The 22197-nt window shown below is 71.7% G+C and carries 20 protein-coding genes; 8 read left to right on the forward strand and 12 right to left on the reverse strand.

The window, feature by feature from the left end; all coding sequences use genetic code 11:
* Window positions 1-28: 28 nt before the first annotated feature.
* The 7 genes from LR269_RS17250 to LR269_RS17280 form a co-directional block, all read right to left on the reverse strand.
* On the reverse strand, window positions 29-1036 hold the full coding sequence (locus LR269_RS17250; RefSeq protein WP_231431983.1) for a CPBP family intramembrane glutamic endopeptidase: 1008 nt from the start codon (window positions 1034-1036) through the stop codon (window positions 29-31).
* A 111-nt stretch (window positions 1037-1147) separates the two neighbouring features.
* Window positions 1148-2233 (reverse strand): C45 family peptidase, encoded by a 1086-nt coding sequence (locus tag LR269_RS17255; RefSeq protein WP_231431984.1) that lies wholly within the window; start codon window positions 2231-2233, stop codon window positions 1148-1150.
* A 56-nt stretch (window positions 2234-2289) separates the two neighbouring features.
* Complete coding sequence (locus LR269_RS17260) at window positions 2290-3117, reverse strand: ABC transporter ATP-binding protein (protein ID WP_231431985.1); 828 nt, start codon at window positions 3115-3117, stop codon at window positions 2290-2292.
* Window positions 3114-3944, reverse strand: a complete 831-nt coding sequence (locus LR269_RS17265; protein ID WP_231431986.1) for an ABC transporter ATP-binding protein — start codon at window positions 3942-3944, stop codon at window positions 3114-3116. The genes LR269_RS17260 and LR269_RS17265 overlap by 4 nt, the downstream gene beginning before the upstream one ends.
* Window positions 3944-4879, reverse strand: coding sequence for an ABC transporter permease (locus LR269_RS17270; protein WP_231431987.1), 936 nt, complete (start codon window positions 4877-4879; stop codon window positions 3944-3946). Before LR269_RS17270 ends, LR269_RS17265 begins: the two co-directional genes overlap by 1 nt.
* Window positions 4876-5823, reverse strand: coding sequence for an ABC transporter permease (locus LR269_RS17275; protein WP_231431988.1), 948 nt, complete (start codon window positions 5821-5823; stop codon window positions 4876-4878). The genes LR269_RS17270 and LR269_RS17275 overlap by 4 nt, the downstream gene beginning before the upstream one ends.
* A gap of 27 nt (window positions 5824-5850) precedes the next feature.
* Complete coding sequence (locus tag LR269_RS17280) at window positions 5851-7482, reverse strand: ABC transporter substrate-binding protein (RefSeq protein WP_231431989.1); 1632 nt, start codon at window positions 7480-7482, stop codon at window positions 5851-5853.
* A 174-nt stretch (window positions 7483-7656) separates the two neighbouring features.
* On the opposite strand from LR269_RS17280, the gene LR269_RS17285 reads away from it, so the two are divergent.
* The 3 genes from LR269_RS17285 to LR269_RS17295 all read left to right on the forward strand — a co-directional run bounded on the left by LR269_RS17285 (window position 7657) and on the right by LR269_RS17295 (window position 10821).
* Window positions 7657-8706 (forward strand): LacI family DNA-binding transcriptional regulator, encoded by a 1050-nt coding sequence (locus LR269_RS17285; protein WP_231431990.1) that lies wholly within the window; start codon window positions 7657-7659, stop codon window positions 8704-8706.
* 104 nt (window positions 8707-8810) lie between these two features.
* On the forward strand, window positions 8811-10100 hold the full coding sequence (gene ectB / locus LR269_RS17290) for a diaminobutyrate--2-oxoglutarate transaminase (RefSeq protein WP_231431991.1): 1290 nt from the start codon (window positions 8811-8813) through the stop codon (window positions 10098-10100).
* Between the two features lie 46 nt (window positions 10101-10146).
* Complete coding sequence (locus LR269_RS17295) at window positions 10147-10821, forward strand: TetR/AcrR family transcriptional regulator (protein ID WP_231431992.1); 675 nt, start codon at window positions 10147-10149, stop codon at window positions 10819-10821.
* A gap of 102 nt (window positions 10822-10923) precedes the next feature.
* On the opposite strand, the gene LR269_RS17300 is transcribed toward LR269_RS17295, so the two are convergent.
* Window positions 10924-12297 carry an NAD(P)/FAD-dependent oxidoreductase gene (locus tag LR269_RS17300; protein WP_231431993.1) on the reverse strand — a complete coding sequence of 458 codons (1374 nt, stop codon included), beginning with the start codon at window positions 12295-12297 and terminating at the stop codon, window positions 10924-10926.
* Window positions 12298-12637: 340 nt separating this feature from the next.
* On the opposite strand from LR269_RS17300, the gene LR269_RS17305 reads away from it, so the two are divergent.
* Both LR269_RS17305 and LR269_RS17310 read left to right on the forward strand, forming a co-directional pair.
* A complete protein-coding gene (locus LR269_RS17305) occupies window positions 12638-13201 on the forward strand; it encodes an RNA polymerase sigma factor (RefSeq protein WP_231431994.1) in 564 nt (187 codons plus the stop codon).
* Between the two features lie 19 nt (window positions 13202-13220).
* Complete coding sequence (locus tag LR269_RS17310) at window positions 13221-14051, forward strand: hypothetical protein (RefSeq protein ID WP_231431995.1); 831 nt, start codon at window positions 13221-13223, stop codon at window positions 14049-14051.
* An 81-nt stretch (window positions 14052-14132) separates the two neighbouring features.
* Here the strand turns inward: LR269_RS17310 and LR269_RS17315 are convergent, their stop codons facing one another.
* From LR269_RS17315 to LR269_RS17330, 4 genes are all read right to left on the reverse strand, one after another.
* A complete protein-coding gene (locus tag LR269_RS17315; protein WP_231431996.1) occupies window positions 14133-14582 on the reverse strand; it encodes a recombinase family protein in 450 nt (149 codons plus the stop codon).
* Between the two features lie 101 nt (window positions 14583-14683).
* The gene (locus LR269_RS17320) at window positions 14684-18682 is read right to left on the reverse strand and encodes a DUF5979 domain-containing protein (protein ID WP_231431997.1); all 3999 of its coding nucleotides are present in this window, start codon (window positions 18680-18682) and stop codon (window positions 14684-14686) included.
* A 123-nt stretch (window positions 18683-18805) separates the two neighbouring features.
* The gene (locus LR269_RS17325) at window positions 18806-19606 is read right to left on the reverse strand and encodes an alpha/beta fold hydrolase (protein WP_231431998.1); all 801 of its coding nucleotides are present in this window, start codon (window positions 19604-19606) and stop codon (window positions 18806-18808) included.
* 46 nt (window positions 19607-19652) lie between these two features.
* Window positions 19653-20207, reverse strand: coding sequence for a bifunctional nuclease family protein (locus LR269_RS17330; RefSeq protein ID WP_231431999.1), 555 nt, complete (start codon window positions 20205-20207; stop codon window positions 19653-19655).
* Window positions 20208-20288: 81 nt separating this feature from the next.
* Here LR269_RS17330 and LR269_RS17335 point away from each other — a divergent pair, with 81 nt between their 5' ends.
* From LR269_RS17335 to LR269_RS17345, 3 genes are all read left to right on the forward strand, one after another.
* A complete protein-coding gene (locus LR269_RS17335; RefSeq protein ID WP_231432000.1) occupies window positions 20289-20675 on the forward strand; it encodes a DUF2255 family protein in 387 nt (128 codons plus the stop codon).
* Window positions 20675-21418, forward strand: coding sequence for an SUMF1/EgtB/PvdO family nonheme iron enzyme (locus LR269_RS17340; protein ID WP_231432001.1), 744 nt, complete (start codon window positions 20675-20677; stop codon window positions 21416-21418). Before LR269_RS17335 ends, LR269_RS17340 begins: the two co-directional genes overlap by 1 nt.
* A gap of 67 nt (window positions 21419-21485) precedes the next feature.
* Window positions 21486-22157: a YdeI family protein gene (locus LR269_RS17345; RefSeq protein ID WP_231432002.1), complete on the forward strand. Its 672-nt coding sequence runs from the start codon at window positions 21486-21488 to the stop codon at window positions 22155-22157.
* Window positions 22158-22197: the final 40 nt, after the last annotated feature.

Consider the following 22197-nt stretch of genomic DNA (forward strand, 5'->3'; position numbering starts at 1 on the left):
GCGGTGCCGCCGCCCGGCCCGGTTCGGCTCAGCCGAGCCGGGCCGAGAGGCGCGAGCGGCGGAACTGGCCCGCCGCGACGAGCACGGCGACGACGCCGGCGAAGACCGCGCAGGAGATGAGACCGAGCGGCCCGGACAGCCAGGCGGGCGGCACTGGCGACCCGGCGGCCACGAGCAGCGCGCCGAGCCCGGCCGAGGCGTTGAACGCCCCGTGGCCGAACACGGCGGGCCACACCGAGCCCGTTCGCAGGCGCGTCCAGCCGAGCAGCACGCCGAACAGGGTGCACGAGAGCACCATGAGCAGCACGCCCGTGACGTCGGTGAGGCCGAAGTTGTAGCCGAGCAGGATGAGCGGGGTGTGCCAGAACCCCCAGAACGCGCCCGAGACGATGAGCGCCGGCCAGACGCCGAGCGGGCGCAGGGCGGGCAGCAGCCAGCCGCGCCAGCCGACCTCCTCACCGAACGCGAAGGGGGCGTTGACGACGGCGCCGACCGGGATCATCGCGAGCTGCAGGGCGACGACGAGCCCCACCGGGGGCATGGAGGTGCCGGGCGGCAGCTCGCCGGCGAGCGCCTCGGCGAACCCCGAGAAGCCGACCGGGTCGAGCACCGCGAGCCCCGCGATCCACGTGATTCCCAAGCCGATCGCGACCATCAGGGGCATGGCGAAGACCATGACGACGCTCATCCCGATCGTGCGCCGCGCCGGACGCAACGGCCACATGCCGAGACCCCGCAGGATGTCGCGCGCCGGGCGCCGCCCGCGGGTCCGCCGGTCCACGACGAGCGCCGCGAGCGTCGCCACGGCCGGCGTCAGCATCATGGCGGTCGCGACCAGCGGCAGCAACGGGTCGGCCATGCCCTCGCCGCGCGCCCAGAGCGGCCAGGCCACGAGCCAGGCGAGCCCGCACGAGACGACGGCGAACACCGCGACCGAAGCCCAGTGCACGTGCCGGTCGGCACCGTCGACCCGCTCGGCGCCCTCGGCTTCCTCGGCACCGACCGCCTCCGCCATGATCCTCGGCTGTTCGCTCATCTTGGCCACGCTACCGAGTCGTGCGCAGCACCGGATCCGCCGCAGGACGGAGATCGCCGGCGCATGAGCGCCGCCCCGAGGCATCCGCGCGGCCGTCGGCCGGCCGGCCGGTCAGGCGACGAGCTGCCGCCAGGCCCCCGCCCGGGCGTCGATCGGCGTGCCGTTCGAGATGCGAGCCGTGCGCGCGGCCGGGTCGAGCTGCACGGTCGCGAGCGTCGCCCAGCGCTCGCCGAACGGCAGCGTCAGGTCGGGGCGGTGGCAGAGCAGCGGCTGGCCCGGATCGGAGTAGAGGAAGGCGAGCAGCTCCTCGTCGGTGCGCGGCTCGGGGTAGTCCGCGAAGCGGGCGGCGATCAGGCCGTAACGCTCGTCGGAGTCGGGCTGGTAGATCTCGGTCTTCTCCTGTGCCTGCGCCTCGCGACTCAGGAAGTGGTTCGTGCGCACGACCGTGCCGTCGACGGGCTCGACGACGAACACCCCGATCGGAGTGATGTCGGTCGTCACGACCGTGTCGGCGTCGAGCAGCGTGAACGAGCTCGACGCGCTGCGCGGCGCGTCGCGCACGAGCTCGACCGCCTCGTCGACCGAGGCCGCCTCCTCGAGCACCGTCGCCGACAGCACGTGCACGGGCACGCCGCCCGCACCGTCGGTGCGGTGTCCGAGGATGTTGAAGTGCAGGGCGAGCCCCGCGCTGTTGACGCCGATCTTGCCGAGCATGCCGTGCTCGGTGAGGCCCGCGACGTCGTACCGGCCGCCGCGCGTCTCGTGCGTGTGCCACTCGCCGTCGAGCTGGTGGTGCCAGTCCCAGGTCTGCAGTCCGAAGGTGCGCACCGAACCGTCGGCGAACCGCACCCGCCGGCCGATCGTCGAGCACTCGCCCGGCGCGGCGCCCACGCCCTGCGAGAGGATCTCGGTGCGCGCATTGAGCGCGTACACGTGCCACGGCTCGACCCCCGCTCCGGCGGCCAGCCCGTCCATCTCGGCGAGCCGGGCGGGCCGCCATCCGCCGACCGCGTCGGCGCAGCTCAGGGCGAGGTCGCGCACGACGGCCTCGTCGAGCTCGTACTTCGCGAAGAGCTCGAGATAGGTCCGCAGCCCTGCGGGCAGGGCGTCGCGGAGTTGCGCGCCCCGTTCACGACCGCGTTCGAGCGGATCGGCGCCGTTCGCGACGACGTGCAGGCGGTCGGTGATGCTGTGCAATGGATCGTTCCTTCAGCGGTTGCGGTGGAGATGGCGCGACGGGTTCCCGGCGCGGTTCAGAGCTGGTGGGCGAGCTGCTCGATGACGCCGCGCCGCGGCACCCAGCCGGGCTGGGGCGCGCACTCGAGCAGCAGTCTCGTGTACGGATGGGTCGGGCGGTCGAGGATCTCGCCGACCGTCCCACGTTCGACGATGCGGCCCCTGCGCATGACGATGACGTCGTCGGCGACGGCGCGCACGACGGAGAGGTCGTGCGTGATGAAGAGGTAGGTGAGCCCCTTCTCGCTGCGCAGCCGGGCGAGCAGGTCGAGCACCTGCGCCTGCACCGAGACGTCGAGCGCCGAGACCGCCTCGTCGAGCACGATGATCTCGGGCTCGGCGGCGAGCGCGCGGGCGATCGCGACCCGCTGCTTCTGGCCGCCCGAGAGCGCAGAGGGCTTCGCGTCGGCGTGCCGTTCGGTGAGGCCCACCTCGGCGAAGAGCTCGAGCAGCCGCGCCCGGCGCCCGGCGCGATCGAGGTCGGGCCGATGCACGCGCAGCATCTCGTCGATGGTCGCCGAGACCGGCAGCGACCGGTTGAGCGAGCCCTGCGGATCTTGGAAGACCATCTGCACGAGCTTCGATCGCGCGCGCAGGCGCGATCGCGACGTGGTCGGTCGCACCTCGTTCCCGTCGATGCGGACCGCGCCGGCCTCGGCCGTCTCGAGCCCGACGATCACGCGGGCGAGCGTCGACTTGCCCGACCCGGACTCGCCGACGACGGCGAGGCAGGTGCCGCGGCGCACCGTGCACGAGACGTCGTCGAGCGCCGTGACGCTCGACCGGCGCCCGACATGGAAGGTGCGGCGGAGTCCCACCGCCTCCAGGATGAGGTCTTCGCTCATTCGTGCGCCTCCGTTCCGTTCGCGGGCACCGGCGCACGCCCCGCCGGGTGGAGCAGGGGTCGGGCGGCCATGAGCGCACGCGTGTACTCGGTCTTCGGCCGGTCGCGGATGTCGTCGGGCGTGCCGATCTCGAGGATCGCACCGTCCTTCATGACGGCCAGCCGATCGCACACCGCCGCCGCGAGGTCGAGGTCGTGCGTCACGAAGATCATCGAGAGCCCGTGCTGGCGGCGCTTCTCGTCGAGGATCGCCACGACCTCGGCCTGCGTCGTCACGTCGAGCGCCGTGGTGGGCTCGTCGGCCAGCAGCAGCTTCGGCTCGCCCGACATCGCCCCCGCGATCACGACGCGCTGCAGCATCCCGCCCGAGAGCTGGTGCGGGTAGGAGCCCAGCACCCGCTCGGTGTCGGTGATTCCCACCTGCCGCAGCAAGTCCGCGGCGCGGGCCTTCGCCGCCGCCTTGGGGATGCCGCGGGCATCGGCCATGCCCTCGACGAGGAACCGCTCGACGCGGAGCACGGGGTTGAGCGCGCCGTGCGGGTTCTGCGCGATGAGCGCGAGGTCGTTCGCCCGGATCCGCCGGAGCTGCTCGCCGCGCGCGGCGAGCAGGTCGGTTCCGTCGAGCTCGATCGATCCGCCGACGCGGGCGCCGCCCGGCTCGATGCCGAGGAGGCACTTCAACGTCATCGACTTGCCCGAGCCCGACTCGCCGACGAGGCCGAGGGCCTCGCCCTGGCGGAGCGAGAACGAGTTGCCGCGCAGGATCTCGGTCTCCTCGCCCGTGTCGGGGTCGGCGACCGCGAGCGTCAGGTGCTCGACGTTCAGCATCAGCGCGTCCTTCCCGCCGCCCGGCGTCCGCCGAGCTGCTCTCCCACGTAACCGAGCGCGGCCACGGTGATCACGATCGCGAGGCCCGCGAAGACGCTCTGCTCCCAGTACCCCTGCAGCAGCGAGGCCTGGCCGTTCGAGACCATGAGGCCCCAGTCGGGCGTCGGCGGCTGCACGCCGAGCCCCAGGAACGAGAGCGCGGCGAGGTCGATCATCGCGTAGCCGAAGTTGATGGTCATGCCCGTGAAGATCTGGGTGCGCACGTTCGGCAGGATGTGGCGCCCCGTGATGACGAGTCCCGAGATGCCCTGCAGTTGCGCAGACGACACGTACGGCAGGTTGCGCTCGCGCAGCGCCACCGACCGGATGACGCGGGCCGAGTACGGCGTGAAGCCGATGGCGAGCGCGATCGAGGCGGTGAGCAGCGACGGCCCGAAGATCGCGACCGCGAGGATGGCGAGCAGCATGTTCGGGAACGCGAACAGCACGTCGAGGACGCGACCGATGAACGCGTCGACCCGGCCGCCGAACCACACCGCGGTCAGCGCGAGGAGCGAGGCCGAGACGGCGGCCACGAGCACGACGACCGTGGGGCCGATGAGGCTCGTGCGCGCTCCCCACACGATGCGCGAGAAGATGTCGCGACCCGACTGGTCGGTGCCGAACCAGTGCTCGAGGCTCGGCGGGAGGTGCCGGTCGACGATCGATCCGACGTACGGGTCGTACGGTGCGATGTACGGCGCGAAGACGGCCGTGAGCACGACGACGGCGAGGATGCCGACGCAGACGAGCCCGAGGGTGCCGAGCCGCAGGCGCAGCCGCCGCCAGCCCGTGACCGGGCCGTCGAGTCGTTGCCGGCGGATCGCCTGCACCGCGACGGTGTCCTGGCCGACGGTGTTCGCCGGCGGCTCCGTGGTGATCTGCCGACTCGTCATGCCGACACCTCCCTGGCGAGTCGTACCCGCGGATCGATGACGGCATAGAGCAGGTCGACGATGAGGTTGATGAGGCCGAACGCGAGCACCATGATGAGTGCGATCGCCTGGACGACGGCGAAGTCCTTCTTCTGCACGGAGTTGACGAGCAGCGATCCGATGCCGTCGAGCGTGAACGCGTACTCGATCACGAATGCACTCGCGAGCAGGCCCGCGATGTTCGTGCCGATGACCGTGGTCACGGGCAGCATCGAGTTGCGGATCGTGTGCCGACCGAGCACGATGCGCTTCGGCACCCCGCGCGCGACCGCCATCACGACGTGCTCGGAGCCCTGCTCCTCACGCACCGCCGTGCGGGTGATCCGGGCGACGACCGCGATCGCCGGGAACGCGAGGGCGATCGCCGGCAGCGTCAGGTGCCAGACGCGGTCGGCGAACCCCTCCCCCGATCCCGACACCGGGAACCAGCCGAGGTTCGCACCGAACAGCGCCATCAGCACGAGCGCGGCGAAGAAGGTCGGCACGGCGAACCCGAGGTTCGAGCCGAACACGACGACCTTCTCGAAGGCGCCCGAGCGCGTGGCCGCGAGGATGCCCAGCCCGACGCCGAGGAGCACGATCAGGATCGCCGCGTATGCCGCGAGGAAGAGCGTGGTGGGCAGGCGCGACTCGATGAGGGTCGAGACATCCTGCTGCGTCAGCAGGGACCGGCCGAAGTCGCCGTGGAGCACGTCGATGAGCCAGTTCCAGTAGCGCACGAGGAAGGGATCATCCAGCCCGTACTGCGCCCGGATCGCGTCGAGCACCTCGGGGCTGACCGTGCGCCCCTGCACGAGGAACTGCTCGGGACTTCCCGGAGCGAGGTACATCCCGCTGAACACGATGAAGCTGGAGACGAGCAGCACCAGCGCCAGTGCGACGAGGCGTTTCAGTACGTAGAGCATGGACGATCCCTTCCCGCGCGCACCCGGCTACTCGGCCGAGCCGAGGTCGGCGGCCCAGGGGTAGTACAGGTAGATGAAGGAGGCGGGAACCCCGGTCACCGACTGGTCGAGGTAGAGCCGGACCGCGAGGTCGTTGATCGGCACCCAGGGCTGCTGCTGCATGACGAGCGCCTCCGCGTCGACCGTGAGCTCTGCCCGCTTGGCGGGGTCGCTCTCCGCGTAGGCGGCGTCGATCGCCGCGTCGATCTCGGGGTCGGAGAAGCCCGCGTAGTTCTGCTGGCTGCCCGTGTAGGCGACGTTGTCGAGGTGCGCGAGCGGCGACGGGCTCGAGAGGTAGTTGGTGGTGACGAAGCCGTCGTAGCCCTTGCGCGCCTCGGGGTCGGAGAAGAACGCTCCGAACTGGGCGCTCGGCACGCCGGTCGGCTCGAGGGTGAGGCCGAGCTCCTTGGCACCGTTCGCCATCTCGTTGAGGATGTCGGCGTAGAACGAGCGCTCGCTCGGATAGGCGATCTTGATCGGCTGCGAGAGGTCGACGGTCGCGGCCTCGAGCTCCTGCTTCGCGGCGTCCAGGTCGTAGCTCAGGTCGGGCAGCTCGGCGTCGCGCTGCTCGGCGACGTCGGGGTAGTGGTTCCACGGTCCCTGCGGCACGATCGAGCGCGACGGCGTGCCCGTGCCCTCGTAGACGGTGTCGGCGATGGCCTGGCGGTCGGTCGCCCGGGTGAGGGCGCGCCGCACTGCAGGGTCGCCGAAGGTGCCGTTGCCGGTCGAGATGATCGCCATGATCTGCATGCCCTCGCCGTACGAGAGTGCGCCCGTGCTGCTCGTCGAGAGCTGTCCGAGTGCCGGCAGCGGAACGTCGTAGGAGCCCTGGATCTCACCGGTCGAGAGCCCCGTCGCGATGGCGGTGGGGTCGACGACGAAGCCGATCTCGACCTCCTTCGCCTTGGCGCGCTTCTCGGCGTTCCAGTAGTCGTCGTAGCGGTCGAGCGAGATCGACTGGCCCTGCTTCCATTCGCCCACCTGGAACGGCCCGGTGCACATGACGCCGGCCTCGGGGTTGCCGTAGTCCTCTCCCGCGGCCTCGCGCTGCTGCTGCTGCACGACCGCGCCGAGGTTCGTGGCCAGTTCCTCGTCGAGGATGGTGTTCGGCTCCGAAAGGGTGAGCGTGACCTCCCACTCGCCGGTCTTCTCGATGCCCGTGACATCGGCGAAGCTCGATGCGAGGTAGCTGCCCTCGGAGGGGTCGAGGTGGCGGTTCAGGCTGAACACCACGTCATCGGCGGTCATCGGCGTGCCGTCCCAGAAGGTGACGTCGTCACGGATCTGGAAGACGTAGGTCTGTGCGTCGTCGGAGACCTCGAAGCTCGAGGCGAGGTTCGGCTCGACCGAGAAGTCCGGCTGCATCTGGAACAGGGACTCGCAGAGGTTGGAGAGGATCGTGTTCTCCGGGTAGTTGAACGCCTTGACCGGGTCGAGCGTCGCGAGTTCGCCGTAGGTCGAGTTCCACGTGACCTTGTCGACCTCGCCGGTCGCGGCCGGCGTGAGCTGCAGGAGTTCGCCCTCGTCGAGCGTCGAGCCGGAATCGCCGCCTCGATCCGCCGTGCATCCCGCGAGCCCCAGGCTCGCGACCGCGAGGAGCGCGATCGATGCTCTTGTCATTGCGGTTTTCACTGTGTCCTCCTGAGCTTCTCCGTCGAATCTCACGCCGTCGAGTGCGATGAGCTACGGCGAAGCTACTAGAAGAATCGATTCTTGTAAATCGATTCCGTAAATCGATTCTCTCTGTGAGGATCCCTGCTGCGATCAGCGCAGTCCGCTTGCTACGCTGGCCGGGTGTCCATCGATGCGGCGAGACCGACGATCAACGACGTCGCCGAGCGCGCCGGCGTCTCGCGAACGACGGTCTCGAACGCGCTGAACGGCAAGGGCACGATCGGCGCCGAGACCATCGAGCGGGTCAAGCGCGTCGCAGACGAACTCGGCTACGAGCCCAACGCCATGGCCCGCGGACTCCGGCAGTCGAAGCTCGGGGTCATCTCGCTGCTGATCCGGCCGCTCGAGTCGCTCGACACCGCGATGCCCGAGGGGGTCGACTACTTCCTCCGGTTCGCCGGCTCCGCCGCCCTGGCCGCGATGGACCACGGGTACTCGCTCATGCTCATCTCCGACCCGACGAAGCCCGGCGCGCCGCCCTCGTCGCTCGCCGCCGACGGCTGCCTCGTCGAAGCGCCGATCCGCAACGATCCCGCGCTCACCCTGCTCGACCGCAAGCGCATCCCGTTCGTCGCGGTCGGCGTCGACCCCGCGCGCGCCGACGCCTTCCCTGCGATCGCGCAGCAGACCGAGCGCGACACGCGGCTCGCCCTCGACCACCTCCTCGACGCCGGGGCGCGACGGGTCGCGCTCGTGACCGGCACCGACGAGAACTCGTGGAACGCGCACGCACGGCGCGGCTACGAGCAGTGGGCCGCCGAGCACGGCATCGAGCCGATGATTCGCGCACGCGACGAGACGAGCGGAGTCGACGGCGGTCGCACGGTCGCGCATGAACTCCTCACGGGCGACGCCCCGCCCGACGGCGTGTACTGCCTGACCGGTCGTCACGCGGCGGGATTCGTCGCAGGGGCCCGCGAACTCGGCGTCGGCGTCCCCGACGACCTGCTCGTCGTCGCCGGCTCGGACGCGGTCATGAACCGCACCTCGACCCCCACCATCACCGCGCTCGACCTCCGCCCCGTCGAGACCGCGCGGCTCGCCGTCGACGCGTTGATCCGCCTGCTCGACGGAGAGCCCGTCGACTGGTCGAGCCTCGATCCGGCCAGTGAGCTCGTCGTCCGCGACTCGACGTCGCGGCGCAACGGCGACGCCGCCGTGACGGCCTGATCCCCGGGCAGACCCCCCGGGCGGCCGCTCGCAGCCGACTCACCGTTCGAGGCCGTAGGCTCGATGCACCGCAAAACCCTGATCTGCAGAGGAGTCCGCCTGCCATGAGCGACGCCGCGAACCTTGACGTCTTCAACCGCCGCGAGTCCGAGGTGCGCGGCTACGTGCGCTCGTTCCCGACGGTGTTCGACCGGGCGACCGGTTCGACCCTCGTCGACGCCGACGGCCGCGAGTACCTCGACTTCTTCGCCGGGGCCGGCGTCTTGAACTACGGGCACAACAACCCGGCGTTCACCCGCGCGATCATCGAGTACCTCGAGCGCGACGGCATCATCCACGGGCTCGACATGGCGACCTCGGCCAAGCGCGCGTTCATCGAGGCGTTCGAGCGCCTCATCCTCGAGCCGCGCGGGCTCGACCACAAGCTGCAGTTCACGGGTCCGACCGGTGCGAACGCCGTCGAGGCCGCACTCAAGGTCGCCCGCCAGGCGACCGGCCGCCCGACCGTCGTCGCGTTCACGAACGCGTTCCACGGCCTGAGCATGGGCGCCCTCGCGGCCACCGGCAACAGCCACTACCGCGAGGCTGCTGGCGTCACCCTCGACGACGTCGTGCGCCTGCCCTACGACGGCTACCTCGGCGAGAACGTCGACACCCTCGACCTCTTCGAGAAGATGCTCGACGACCCGGGATCGGGCCTCGACCTGCCTGCGGCGGTCATCGTCGAGGCGGTGCAGGGCGAGGGCGGCATCAACGTCGCGAGCGTGCCGTGGCTGCAGCGCCTGCGCGCGATCACCGCCGAGCGCGGCATCCTGCTCATCCTCGACGAGATCCAGGCGGGGGTCGGCCGCACCGGTGCCTTCTTCGCCTTCGAGGCCGCGGGCATCGTGCCCGACCTCGTGACGGTGTCGAAGTCGATCTCGGGCTCCGGCCTGCCGATGTCGCTCGTGCTGCTGCGCCCCGAGGTCGACGTGTGGAAGCCGGGCGCCCACACGGGCACCTTCCGCGGCAACAACCTCGCGTTCGTCTCCGCCCGTGTCGCCCTCGAGGCGTACTGGGCCGACACGGCGTTCGTCGACGAGGTCGCCCGCAAGTCGGCGCTCCTCGCCGGCGAGCTCGAGCTGATCGCCGCCGAGAACCCGTCGCTCGGACTCACCGTGCGCGGGCGCGGCCTCATGTACGGCCTCGTCTCCGACGGCGACCGCGGCCTCGCGGGGCGCATCTCGAAGGAGGCCTTCACGCGCGGGCTCGTCATCGAGACCTCTGGCGCGTTCGACGAGGTGCTGAAGTTCCTGCCGGCGCTCACGATCACCGACGACGAGCTGCTGCGCGGCCTCGCGATCGTGCGCGAGAGCCTCGCCGCGGTGACGGCGACCGCGGTCGCGGCGAGCTGACCGGCCGGCTCGAGCGGCCCCTCGGCCCGCGGGAACACCCCGACTCATGACCGACGACGCGGCACGGCCGCCCCGCCGCGGGGCCGGCCGGCCGCGCGTCGCGGTGCTGAACCGCGAGCGCATCACCGACGAGGCGCTGCGCCTCGTCGACCGCAAGGGCGCCGGCGCACTCACGATCCAGGCGCTCGCCGACCGTCTGGGCGTCGTCCCGAGCGCCATCTACAACCACGCCGCATCGCGAGCCGTCATCCTCGGGTGGATCCAGGAGCGCCTCGTGCGCGAGGTGGATGTCTCGGGCTTCGGCCCGCTTCCCTGGCGAGCGGCGACCGAACGCTGGGCGTGGAGCTACCTTCGCGTGCTGCGCGCGCACCGGGAGTGCGTCGCGATCTACGCGCACCTGCCGATCCGCGACACCCCCGAGGCGACGCAGATGTACCAGCGCGTCATCGTCGGGTTCCAGGCTGCCGGTTTCCCGCCGCCCGAGGTGTTCGCGTCGATCTCGGCGATCGAGCAGCTCGTGTTCGGCGGCGCCATCGACTCGCTCGGCCCCGAGGACGTCTACGCCCCCGAGGCGCCCGGGATCGTCGCCCAGGCGTACGCACTGCACCGCCGGCGACTCGTCGAGGAGCGCGTGCTGGTCGCCGACCGCGCGTTCGAGCTCGCACTCGGACTGCTGCTCGACGGGCTCACGGCGCGATACCGCATCGCGCCCGCACGCTGACGGCGATGCAGCACACTGCGCGCCCGCGCCCGCGCCGGCGCGCGGGCGCGGATGCATCGCGCGAGTTCGGCACGCGGCCGAGCCATCCGCGCCGTCGCCGCCCTACCCCGCGGCCAAGATGCGCTTCGCCGTGTCGGCGCCGATGCGGATCGCGCCGTCGACGTGCAGGTAGCCGACGCCCTGGATGTCGCTCGACGCGAAGAAGATCGGGCCGACCGGCTCGTTCTGCAGGTGACCCCAGCGGCTGAGCCCGCCCAGGTCGTAGCTGCACGCATAGGCGCCGCGCGTCCACTCCTCGTCACCCCAGTCCGACATCGCGACCGCGACCGGGTTCCGCGCCTCGTCGCCGAAGTACGCGGCGAACGAGTCGAGCACCGCGGCCCTGCGCTCGGCCTCGGGCATCGCCCAGAGCCGCTCGGCCTCGACATCGACGACGAACCCGACGAGCATGCCCTGCGACGAGTCGTGCGTCGAGTTGTCGTAGACCTCGCAGACGAACTCATCGCGCCCGAAGCCCGTACCCGCGAGGCCCCGCTCGCGCCAGAACGGCGTGTCGTACGCGGCCTGCACCTTGACGACGAGGCCCATCGACTGGTGCTGCTGCGCGACCATGCGCTCGCGCGGCAGGTGCGGCTCGTAGCGGATGAGCGAGTACAGGTTCGGGGGCACGGCGACGACCGCGAAGCGCGCGCTGACCCGCAGCTCGTCGCTCTCGGCGACGACGGATGCCGCGCGGCCCGGCCCCTCGTCGGTCCAGTCGAGCCTCCGCACGGGCGACGACAGGAACACGACGTCGTCGCCGAGCTCGTCGGCGAGCTGGGTCGACACCGACTGCATGCCGCCCACGACGCGCCGGTCGAGCAGCAGGCCGTCGTCGACGAGCTCGTGCAGCGAGCCCGCCGACGCGGCCATGAGCATCGCCTGCAGCACCGAGAAGGTGTGCGCCGGCTTCGTCAGCATGCCGCCGGCGATGAAGTGGTCGAACGAGCGGATCGCCTCCTCGTCGTCGCTGAGGGTGCGCAGCCACGCGCTGAAGCTGATCGCGTCGAGCTCGGCGGCGCGCGGGTGCTCCCACGGCGCGGCGGGGTCGAGCTCGGCGGCGAGCGCATCGAGCGCGGCGATGAGGGTGTTCATCGCCGCGACCGTCTCGGACGCGGTCGGGAAGTCGTCGCCCTCGAACTCGGTGCGGCGCCCGTCGGGCGCGAGGTAGACCGAGCGGCCCTCGCGGTAGCGCGGATGGCTCTCCTTGCCGAGCTCGCCGAGCAGCGACTCGAGGGCGTCCTGGCCGGCCGAGATCCACTGGCCGCCGAGCTCGAACCACTCGCCGTCGACCGTGTCCGACCAGGTGCGGCCGCCGACGCGGTCGCGGGCCTCGAGCAGCGCGACCGATGCGCCTCCCTCGACCAGTCGGCGGGCGGTCACCAGACCGCTGACGCCGCCGCCGATCACGACGACGTCCCGGGTGATCTCTCTCACGTTCATGCTCCTCATCGAGTCCTCGAACCGCTCGGTCGTCGAGCCGTCGACGGCGGCATCGATGCGGCCGTCGCGAGGGAGCCTACGAGCATGGGGCGCCCGCGGGTGAGCCGCCGGCGCGGCGGATTCATTTACGCACGCCCCCGCACGCCGCCCGGGCGGGGCGCGAGGATGCGGCCGTTCATTTTCGCGCCCCCGTGCGAGGGTCGGGACGTCCACCCCGAGGCCGTCGCGGGGCGGGTCGGAATCTGGCAGGGTGAACGCTCGAAACCGAGAAGTTCGAGGCCCGCGTGTGACCTTCGAGTGCTTCCGCGACATTCCTGCAGTGAGGAGGTACTCCGTGGAGGACGATGAACCCGGGGACGCCGAACTGCTCCGCAGCATCGGCGCCGGCGACCAGCGAGCCCTGTCGAAGGCGTTCGACCGGCATTCGAACACGGTCGCCCGCTATGCGTGGGCGCTCGCGCCGAGCCGCATGGATGTCGAGGAGATCGTCCAGGACACGTTCCTGGCACTGTGGCGACGAGGCCCGGAGATCGCGCTGCTCGATCGGTCGCTGCTGCCCTGGTTGCTCGTGACCTGCCGCAACATCGCCGCGAACGCAGCCCGCAAGCGTGCACGCGCCGCCACCGACGCGTTGCCCGACGAATGGATGCCGGCGCACTTGTCGATCGTCAGGGCGGACCAGGCGCGCGAGTCCGCCCGCGAGGAGTTGCGATGGGTGCTCGACGCGATCGAGCGGCTCGAGCCGGTCGACCGCCGCGTCTGCGAACTGTGTCTCCTCGACGGCCTGCCGTACGCGCAGGCCGCCACCGAGCTCGGCCTCAGCGTCGGCGCGGTCAAGCAGCGGGTCTCCCGCAGTCGGATTCGCTTGAGGAAGGCGGTGACCGTCGATGAGAACTGAACCACCGAACGGTGACGAGATGGCTCGCCTGCTGGCGTCCGCCAAGGGCGGACTCATGGCCGAGGCCCGACGAACGCCCCGACGGCGTCCCCGCACCGAACTGCTGGTCGGCAGCCTCGTCGCGGCGGTGCTGCTCATCGTGCTCGTGACGGGCGGCGCGCTCGTCGCCTTCACCGGAGGCCCGGCGCCGTTCGCGGGCCCGGGGCCCACCCCGGCGACCTCCGCACCGCCGACCGACGCGACTCCCGCACCCGACGAGTCCGGGCCGACGTCGACCGAGTCGGCCACCGAGCCGGCGGATCGGCTCGCCGCCGTGACGACGATCGTCGTGCGCGCCGAAGGCCTCGACTTCGAAGACGCCGCCGGCGAGGTCGTGACCTCGACCTCGTACGAGGACGACACCGGCCTGATCGTCGGGACGCTCACCGCGGTGCTCGGCGAGGTGCCGACCGTCGAGGAGGAGGGCGCGGAAGAGTACCTCGCCTATGTCTGGCCGGGCATCCGCGTCAGCGACGATCTCGGCGAAGGACCGGGTCGCATGCCGACGAACGTCGCGGTGAAGTTCACCCTTCCGGTCGTCGGTGACGGCGTCGCCGTGACCACGCAGCGCGGGGTCGCGCCCGGCGACGACCTCGCCGCCTACCTCGCCGACGAACCGATCTACCCGGGGTACCCCGAGACCATCGGCATCGTCGCGCTCGAGACGGGACCCGAGCTCGGGCCGCCGTCATCTGAAGGGGTGCCGAACGCGTACGCGGTCGTGGCGTCCGACTCCGTGGAGGAGGACGGCATCCCCTCGGTGGTGAGCGCTCCCGTCAATCTCGGGACCGCCCAGCAGTTCGGTTTCTGAGCGGCGATCTTCGGGCACCGATGCGGGCCGTGCGCACGACGCTCGTGCCCGCATCGCGGCCGCGCGGATGCCCGGTGCCGATCAGTCGAGCCCGGTGCTCGCGAGGTGCCGCGCCCCGTGGCTCAGCACCTTGACGACGACCCCGCGCCGGCGAAGCTCGGCGAGCGTGCGCAACTCTTCTTCGACGTCGCGGCCGAGCGCGTGCACGTTCGCGACGACGAGCACGTCGCCGCCGTGCAGGGTGCCGAAGAACCGGGCGAGTCGTTGCTCCCACGACTCGCCGACGTTCTCGGGCGCCGGGTAGCGGAAGTCGAGGATCGCGACCCCGAACGCGAGCAGGTCTTCGCGCTGCTCGAGGATGGGGGGCATGTCGGCCCTGGCCACGACCAGGCCCACCAGACGCGACCCCTCGGGCCGCGCCATCCACCAGTCGCCGTCGCGTCGCAACTCGACGAAGCACTCGGGGCACTCGGTGGCGGCGTGGGCGTGCGTCGCCGACGACCCGCCCACCGTGGGGTGCTCGTCAGTCATCCGGTCGCCTCGCTCCTACCCGTTCCGTCCGGCATTCATCGTACGCGCTCGCGCCGACACCGGGGGTGGGGCCGATACAGGCCGGATGCCCCGGCGTGCGCTCAGCGCGGACCCGACGCGGCGCGCCGATCGCGAGACCGGCCGAGCGCGTACGCGCCGGCGCCGGCCAGCAGCAGCGCGATCGCGGCGAGCATCGGCTGCAGCGCCTCGAAACCCGAGGCGGGCAGGGCCCCGGCGTCCGGCGGCTCGGGCGCGGGCGGCTCGGGGGGTTCGGGCGGCTCGGGCGGCGGCACCTGCGAGTTCGCGAACGTGCACACGACCGTCTCGCCGAGCCCGAGCGCGATCACTGCGTTCGCGCCGTCGATCGTCGGCTCCGACGCCCCGCCGGTGCACGTGACCCCGTCGAGCGCCCACCCGGCGGTCTCGAGCTCGGTCACCCGATAGTCGCCGGGCGCGAGCGGCGCGGTGGTGAACGGCTCCGAGGCATCCGACAGAGCGAAGCCCGCTTCGTCGCCGCCGTCCGGCCCCCATTCGAAGCCGAACTCCTGCGACGAGCCTGGCGGTGTCGTCGACTTGTCGACGACGATGACGCCCCATTCGGTGTTCGTGAACGTGCAGGTGACGGTCTCGCCGGGGTCGAGCCCGATCGAGCCGACGAGGTCTGCCGTCGTCGACGGGGTGCCGTCGGCGGCGCCGTCGACGCAGGCGAGCCCGGTCGTCTCATAGCCGTCGCGCGCGAGCTCCTCGACGGTGTAGCTGCCGGGAACGACCCCGTCGAACGCTGCCGCCCCCGTGCCGTCGCTCGTCGTGATCGTGAACTCGGGCGGTGACCGCCAGTCGCCGGTGAAGCCGAACTCGCCGTCGGCCCCGTCGACGGCCTTCACCACGACGATGCGGCCGTAGGCGGAGTTCACCGCACTGCAGGCGCCCACGTCGCCGGGGTTCACCGAGAAGTCGCTGAGATCGTCGAGCACGAACGGGGGGCCGCCGTCGCCCGGCGTGATCGTGCAGGTGAGCGCGCCCTCGATCCAGTCGGGGCGGTCGACCTCGACGAACGAATAGCGCACGCCCGGGATGATCTGCGGCAGCTCGACCTCCGCGCCGCCGCCCGCGGTCGTGACGCCCACGGTGATCGGGTCGATCGCGTGGTCGAGGTCGGTGAGCACGAACTCGAACTCGCCGTCGCCGCCGAGCGAGGTCTTGGTGAGCGCGCCCGTGCCGGCCGTCGCCCGGTTCGTCATCGTGCACTCGAGGTCCAGACCGACGGGCGCCGTGAACTGCAGCCCGGGCGCCTCGAGGTCCTCGTCCGCGAGCCCCGTGCAGGCGACGTCGCTCGACCAGCCCGACGCACCCGACTCGGTGATCGAGTAGCTGCGGCCGGGCATCAGCGCACCCCAGGTCACGATCTCGCCCGACTGCCCGACACCGCTGACGACCTTCGGGCTCGACTCGCCCGTCGGCACCGGATCGATGCCGAGGTCGAACGACCACGCGAAGTCGTCGCCGATGCCCGCGGCCACCTTCGCGACGCTGATCGAGGATGCCTCGGCGGTGTTCTCGACCGTGCACTCGACGGCCTGTCCCGGCGTCGGTGAGAACTGCAGTCCCGCCGTAGCGGGATCGAGGTCCTCGAGGCCGCAGACGGGTGCACCGCGGGACCACCCCGCCTGGGCGGCGCCCGATTCGCGCAGAGTGTACGTCGCACCCGGCACGAGCTCGTCCCACTGCACGGTCGGCGCTGCCTGGGTCGCGGTCCGACCGATGGTGGTGCCGTCGGGTCCGACGAGGTCGAACGCGAACGACCACGCGAGATCCGCATCGGCGCCCGCGACCGTCTTCGTCAGGGTGAGCGAGGCCGTGTCGGCACGGTTGGTGAAGAAGCAGACCGCCGCGTCGGTGTCGGCGAGGTCGACGACGACGCCGCGGCCGTCCGCGCTCGGCTGCCATTCGGCGCCGTTGCAGTCGAGTCCTTCGAGCGTCCAGCCGTCGACGTCCGCAGGCTCCGTGACGGTGTACGACCCGGGCTCGAGCGACCCGAACGACCGGAGCGCGACGTTCGGCGGAGTCGAGTCGCCGTTGAGCTGGAATCCCGTCGGCGCCGCGTCGGGCGGCGTGAACACGAAGTCGAACAGCTGGTCGTACTCGACCGGCACGGTGCGCTTGATGACGGCGATCGAGCCCGGAAGGCTGTTCGTGAAGAAGCAGCGCACGGTCTCGCCCGGCAGCACGGTGAAGTCGATGCTGCGCGCAGCGGTGTCGCCCGTGTGATCGGTGCCGCCGTAGGTGCACGAGAGGTCGGCGAGCCGGGTCGGCGGATCGGCCGCGTCCGAGTCCTCGCTGAGCGTGTACTCGCCGGGCGGCACGCCCGTGAACGTCTCCTCGTAGAGTGTCCCGTCGCCGTTCGGCACCTCGATGTCGAAGGCCTCGCCACCGGGCAGGTCGCTGGCGAACGAGAACGTCCGCCCGTCGACCCCGTGCGCCTCCTTCGACACGATGACCGTGCCGAGCTGCGTGTTCGTGAACGTGCACGTGATGTTCTCGCCCGCCGCCGGCGTCACGGTCGCCGAGCGACCGTCGACCTCGGCGCCGCCGCCGTCGCACGCGATGTCGGGCGCGAGCCAGCCGTCGGCCGCCGCCTCGGTGATGGTCACGTCCTCGCCGACGGGCACGGCGAACGAGCGGCGATCGCCGTCGCCGAGCGTGACGTCGTCCTGGCCGGTCACCTCGAACCCGAAGGCACCGGCCGCCCCGTCGGGCAGCGTCTGCTTCTCGACCGTGACGACGGCCGCGGCATTCGTGATGACGCAGTCGGTCGTGTTCTCGGGTGAGACGAGGAACGCGTCGGACGGGTCGTCGATGACGAACTCCTGCGGCGGACCGCCGCCGAGCGGGATCGCCGTGCAGACGATCGACTGGAGCGACCACGGCGGTGGGATCGACGTCTCGGTGAGGTGGTACTGCGAGCTCACGAGCACGTCCTCGTACGTCTTCGTCTCGCCGGCCGCGAGCGTGTCGACGATCGAGTCGACGGGCGGCGGCCCCGGGATCACCGGTCCGCCCTCGCGGGTGATGGTGAACCCGAAGTCGTCGGTCGGCTCCACGTCGTCGGGCACGGTCGCCTTCGTGACCGTGAGCGCGCCGCAGTTCGAGAGGCTCATGGCGTCGGGTGCGTGGTCGGCGAAGTCCTGGATGTTCGCCTGGGCGGAGTTGCCCGTGCGGGTGAACATCTCCGACACCTCGAAGGTGCGGCACTCGGTCGGGGCGAAGATGCCGGAGGTGTTGAGGTCGATCGCGAACTCGCCGAACGTGTCGAGCGGCTGGTTCGTGAGCGGCGGCCCCTCCTGCCGGATGCCCGTCGCCCAGGTGAAGTCGGCCGTGCCGGGCTGTGCCACCCACGTGCCGGCGCCGAGTGGGTTCGCACAGGCGTCTCCCGCGGTCGGCGCCCAGCGCAGCACTCGCGCCGTGGTGCCCGACGACTCGTAGTCGAACTCGATCAGCACGTCGTTGCAGCGCCCGTTGCCGGGCCCTTCGAGGTGCTGGAAGATGCTGACCTCGCCGTTGCCGACGTAGCGGGTCCAGTACCCGTAGAGGATGGTGTGGCGGGTGCCCGCCGCATCGGTGACCACCTCGAGCCCGTACGCCGTCGAGCAGAGATCGCCCTTCTCGTTCGGCTTCGCCGTGCCTGGCAGCCACGGGTTGGTGTTCGGGCTCTGGCTCGGCGGGGCGCCGGTCGGCTCGGCGCCCGCGGCGCAGGCAGCGGCCAGCGAGCTGTTGTCCCAGTCGAACGCACCCTCGATGATGCCGGTCGACGCCAGGCCCTGGGTCGTCGTGTACGGGCCGGTCGGGGTGAACGTGAAGCTGCTGTCGGGCTGCACGCCGGTGATGAAGTCGCCCCAGTTGAAGGTGTTCGGCGGAGTGCCGGGGTCGACGGTGCCGTCGACGATCATGCCGGTCGCGAGGCCCGACGGCTGGAGGGTCGCGGCCGTCGCCGAGGTGGCCGCCCCGAACGGGGCGAACAGCGCGGCGATCAGCGCGCCGACGGCAACGGCCGCCCGCGCTCGCCCACCGCCGGATCGCCGCCGCGAGCGACTCGCCGCCACGTTCGACCTGCCCGTTCCCCCCGGACTGCGCACGCACTCACCGTATCGAAGTCGACCCGGCGACGGTACCCCTCCGACGATCGCGCGGCGCGGGGATCGGATCGGCGCCGCTCCCGGCCGCGATCAGCCGACCGCGAGGAACTCCGCCGCCGCCTGCCGGAACACCCGCGATCCGGGCGTGTTGAAGTGGTGCCGCCGCGGCACTTCGACGAAGGTGCCGTTCGGCGTCGCCGCCGCCAGGCTGCGCGACTGCTCGACGATGGCGTCCTCCGTGCCGGTCGCGAAGAGCACCGGCTGGCGCGGCGGGTCGGCCGGGTCGGGGTCGGCGTCGCCGAGTCGCATGCCCTCGGCGAGCGCGATGAGCGCGCGCAGGTCGTTGCCGGGCACGCGCTCGGCGAGGGTCACGTAGTTGCGGGTGACCTGGTCGTCGACGGGCGCGCCCTCGTCGACGTAGGCGCGCGCCTGGTCGATCTGCAGGCGGGCGAGCGGCCGCCCGTCGGGGATGCCGCCGAGCACCGCGCGTGACACGTGCTCGGGCGCCTGCACCGCGAGCTGCCAGCCCACGCGCCCGCCGAGCGAGTACCCGAGATAGCGCACCCCCTCGACCAGCAGGTACGTGTCGAGCACGGTCACGAGGTCGTCGACGAACGCCGACATGCGGTAGGCGGATGCCTCGTGCGGCGTGCCGCTCGCACCGTGGCCGCGCTGATCGACGCCGATCACCCTGAAGCCGGCCGCCGTGAGGTCGCGCACCATGCCGGTGTCGACCCAGTTGTCCTTGCAGCTCGAGGCGAACCCGTGCACGCACAGCACGGTCGGCGCGTCGTCGTCGCCCCAGGTGTAGGTCGCGATGCGGGTGCCGTCGGCGGCCATCACGTACTGCGGCTTCGGCATCACGGTTCGCGCCGGCAACGAGGCATCCATGCCTGCCATTCTGCCGCGCCGTCGCGCGCATCGCGCGGCGCGGCGCTCAGCCCTCGAAGTCCTCGGGGTCGACGTCGTCGAGGAACCGCTTGAACTCCTCGAGCTTCGACTCGTCGATCGGCATGGCGGCTCCGCCCGAGGCATCCCCGTGGTGCGACGACCCGGAGGGCTCGGACGCCGCCTCGCCGGCGAGCTCCGCCGGGATTCCGGCGTCCTCGAGCACCTGCTCGGCGATCCAGATCGACGCCTCGGACCGCACGGCGAGCGCGATCGCGTCGGACGGCCTGGCATCGACGATGCGCGGCCCCTGCCGGGTGACGAGCGTGAGCTCGGCGTAGAACGTGCCCTCGTCGAGCTTCGTCACCTCGACCCGCTCGAGGCGGGCGCCCAGGGTGCCGAGCAGCGTCGTCATGAGGTCGTGCGTGAGCGGGCGCGGGGTCGACTCGCTGCTGAGTGCGATGAGGATCGAGTTCGCCTCGTTCCGGCCGATCCAGATGGGCACGACGACCGGCCCGTCCGGGTCGTCGGCGAGCGGACGCAGCAGCACGAGATGCTGCCCCGACTGGTCGAGCGCGATGCCGAGCACCCGCACCTGGATCATGCCGTCCTCCGTCCCGCGACCTCCTTCGAGCGTAGGCTCGTTCACCTGCCGGCACATCATCCGAGACCGAAGGAGCCGCCGATGACCGACTGGACCGCCGACGAGCTCGACCGCGTCGGCGCCGCCGAAGAGCTGCAGCTCGCGTCTCGGCGCGCCGACGGGTCGCTGCGCCCGTACGTCACCATGTGGGTCGCCCGCGTCGGCGACGACCTCTTCGTGCGCTCGGCGTACGGCCCCGAGGCCGGCTGGTACCGCCGCGCCGTCGCGAGCGGCACGGGCCGTGTCAGGGCCGGCGGTGTCGAACGCGACGTGAGCTTCGCGGGCGCCTCGGCCGAGGTGCAGCGCGACCTCGACGCTGCGTACCGCGCCAAGTACGCCCACCATGCCGAGCGCATCGTCGCCACGGTGGTGGGCGAGCGCCGCTACGACGTCACGATCCGGCTCGTCCCCGAGGCCGACGCCGGCTGATGCCCGATCTCGAGATGGTGCGCCTGCCCGCGGGCATGGTGGGCCTCCACGACGCGCGCCGGAAGGTGCGGTGGACGGTCGAGCTCGAATCGTTCGAGATCGGCCGCTTCGCCGTCACCCAGGAGCAGCTCGCCGAGGCGATCGGCGAGACCGCGAGCCATCCGCTTCGCCCGGCGGCCGATGTGAGCTGGCTGCGGGCGATCCGCTTCTGCAACGCCGCTTCCGAGTGGGAGGGGCTCGACCCGGCGTACGCGTTCGACGGGCTCGACGTCCACTGGGACGCGACGAGCGACGGCTATCGCCTGCCGACCGAGGCCGAGTGGGAGTACGCGTGCCGTGCCGGGTCGACGGGGCCCCACTACGGCCCGCTCGCCGAGGTCGCGTGGACGGCGGCCGACGGCGTCTCCGCGCCGCAGCGGGTCGGGCTCAAGCTGCCGAACCTCAACGGGCTGTTCGACACGCTCGGCAACACGTGGGAGTGGTGCTGGGACCTGCTCGACCCGGCGCGCTACGACGACTACCGCGTGTTCCGCGGCGGCGGCTTCGCCGACGACGCGTGGAGCGTGCGCGCGTCGACCCGGCGCGGCGGTGCGCCCGGCATGCACCACGAGGACGTCGGCTTCCGCGTCGCTCGGGGTGGCTTCGACGAAGCGGATGCCGCGCAGGGGTGGTCGCTCGCGGCCGACCTCGAGCGGGCGACGATCGACGAGCCGCTGCCGCCGGGGTGGACGCCTCGGCGCTGAACGGCGCCGCGCCGCGTCGGCTCGGCGCGGCGCCGCACGTGTCGGCGGCGCATGGCAGACTCGCGGCATGGCGCAGCAGATCGGCACCCCGGGCGGCACGCCCGAACGCCCCGCGGTGTTCTTCTCCGGGCCCGACGAGTTCCGTGCGTGGCTCGAGGCGAACCACGACACCGAGACAGAGCTGTGGATGGGCCTCTACAAGAAGCACGTCGCCGATCGCCCGCTGACGTGGGAGCAGGCCGTGCCGGTCGCCCTCTGCTACGGCTGGATCGACTCGGTCGCCCAGCGCATCGACGACGATGCGACGCGCCAGCGCTGGTCGCCGCGAAAGCCCTCCAGCATCTGGTCGAAGGTCAACATCGCACTCGTCGAAGAGCTCACCGCGCAGGGCCTCATGACCGAAGCCGGCCTCGCCGCATACGCCCGCCGGCGCGAAGATCGCACGGGCGTGTACTCGCACGAGAACCCCGACCAAGAGCTGCCGCCCGAGTGGGCCGCCCGAGTCGAGGCGAACCCCGCGGCATCCGCCTTCCTCGAGGCGGCGACGCCGACGTACCGCCGGCAGGTGACGCACTGGGTGCTGCAGGCGAAGCAGCAGGCGACCCGCGAACGCCGGCTCGCCCAGCTCATCGACGACAGCGCGGCGGGCGAGCTCGTGCCGTTCCAGCGCTACGGCGAGACGCCGAAGTGGGTCCTGCGCGCCGCCGAGGCGGCGCGCGCGGCCGGCGGGTCGAGCTGACGTGACGAAGGGGCGGATGCCTGGGCCCAGGCATCCGCCC

This window comes from Agromyces sp. S2-1-8 (assembly GCF_021129215.1).
GTDB classification, from domain to species: Bacteria; Actinomycetota; Actinomycetes; order Actinomycetales; family Microbacteriaceae; genus Agromyces; species Agromyces chromiiresistens.

Coding starts and splice junctions, on each gene's coding strand:
- LR269_RS17250 (WP_231431983.1), bottom strand. CDS start 1,036: ATGAGCGAACAGCCGAGGATCATGGCGGAGGCGGTCGGTGCCGAGGAA.
- LR269_RS17260 (WP_231431985.1), bottom strand. CDS start 3,117: ATGAGCGAAGACCTCATCCTGGAGGCGGTGGGACTCCGCCGCACCTTC.
- LR269_RS17265 (WP_231431986.1), bottom strand. CDS start 3,944: ATGCTGAACGTCGAGCACCTGACGCTCGCGGTCGCCGACCCCGACACG.
- LR269_RS17270 (WP_231431987.1), bottom strand. CDS start 4,879: ATGACGAGTCGGCAGATCACCACGGAGCCGCCGGCGAACACCGTCGGC.
- LR269_RS17275 (WP_231431988.1), bottom strand. CDS start 5,823: ATGCTCTACGTACTGAAACGCCTCGTCGCACTGGCGCTGGTGCTGCTC.
- LR269_RS17280 (WP_231431989.1), bottom strand. CDS start 7,482: ATGACAAGAGCATCGATCGCGCTCCTCGCGGTCGCGAGCCTGGGGCTC.
- ectB (WP_231431991.1), top strand. CDS start 8,811: ATGAGCGACGCCGCGAACCTTGACGTCTTCAACCGCCGCGAGTCCGAG.
- LR269_RS17295 (WP_231431992.1), top strand. CDS start 10,147: ATGACCGACGACGCGGCACGGCCGCCCCGCCGCGGGGCCGGCCGGCCG.
- LR269_RS17310 (WP_231431995.1), top strand. CDS start 13,221: ATGGCTCGCCTGCTGGCGTCCGCCAAGGGCGGACTCATGGCCGAGGCC.
- LR269_RS17315 (WP_231431996.1), bottom strand. CDS start 14,582: ATGACTGACGAGCACCCCACGGTGGGCGGGTCGTCGGCGACGCACGCC.
- LR269_RS17325 (WP_231431998.1), bottom strand. CDS start 19,606: ATGGATGCCTCGTTGCCGGCGCGAACCGTGATGCCGAAGCCGCAGTAC.
- LR269_RS17330 (WP_231431999.1), bottom strand. CDS start 20,207: ATGATCCAGGTGCGGGTGCTCGGCATCGCGCTCGACCAGTCGGGGCAG.
- LR269_RS17335 (WP_231432000.1), top strand. CDS start 20,289: ATGACCGACTGGACCGCCGACGAGCTCGACCGCGTCGGCGCCGCCGAA.
- LR269_RS17340 (WP_231432001.1), top strand. CDS start 20,675: ATGCCCGATCTCGAGATGGTGCGCCTGCCCGCGGGCATGGTGGGCCTC.
- LR269_RS17345 (WP_231432002.1), top strand. CDS start 21,486: ATGGCGCAGCAGATCGGCACCCCGGGCGGCACGCCCGAACGCCCCGCG.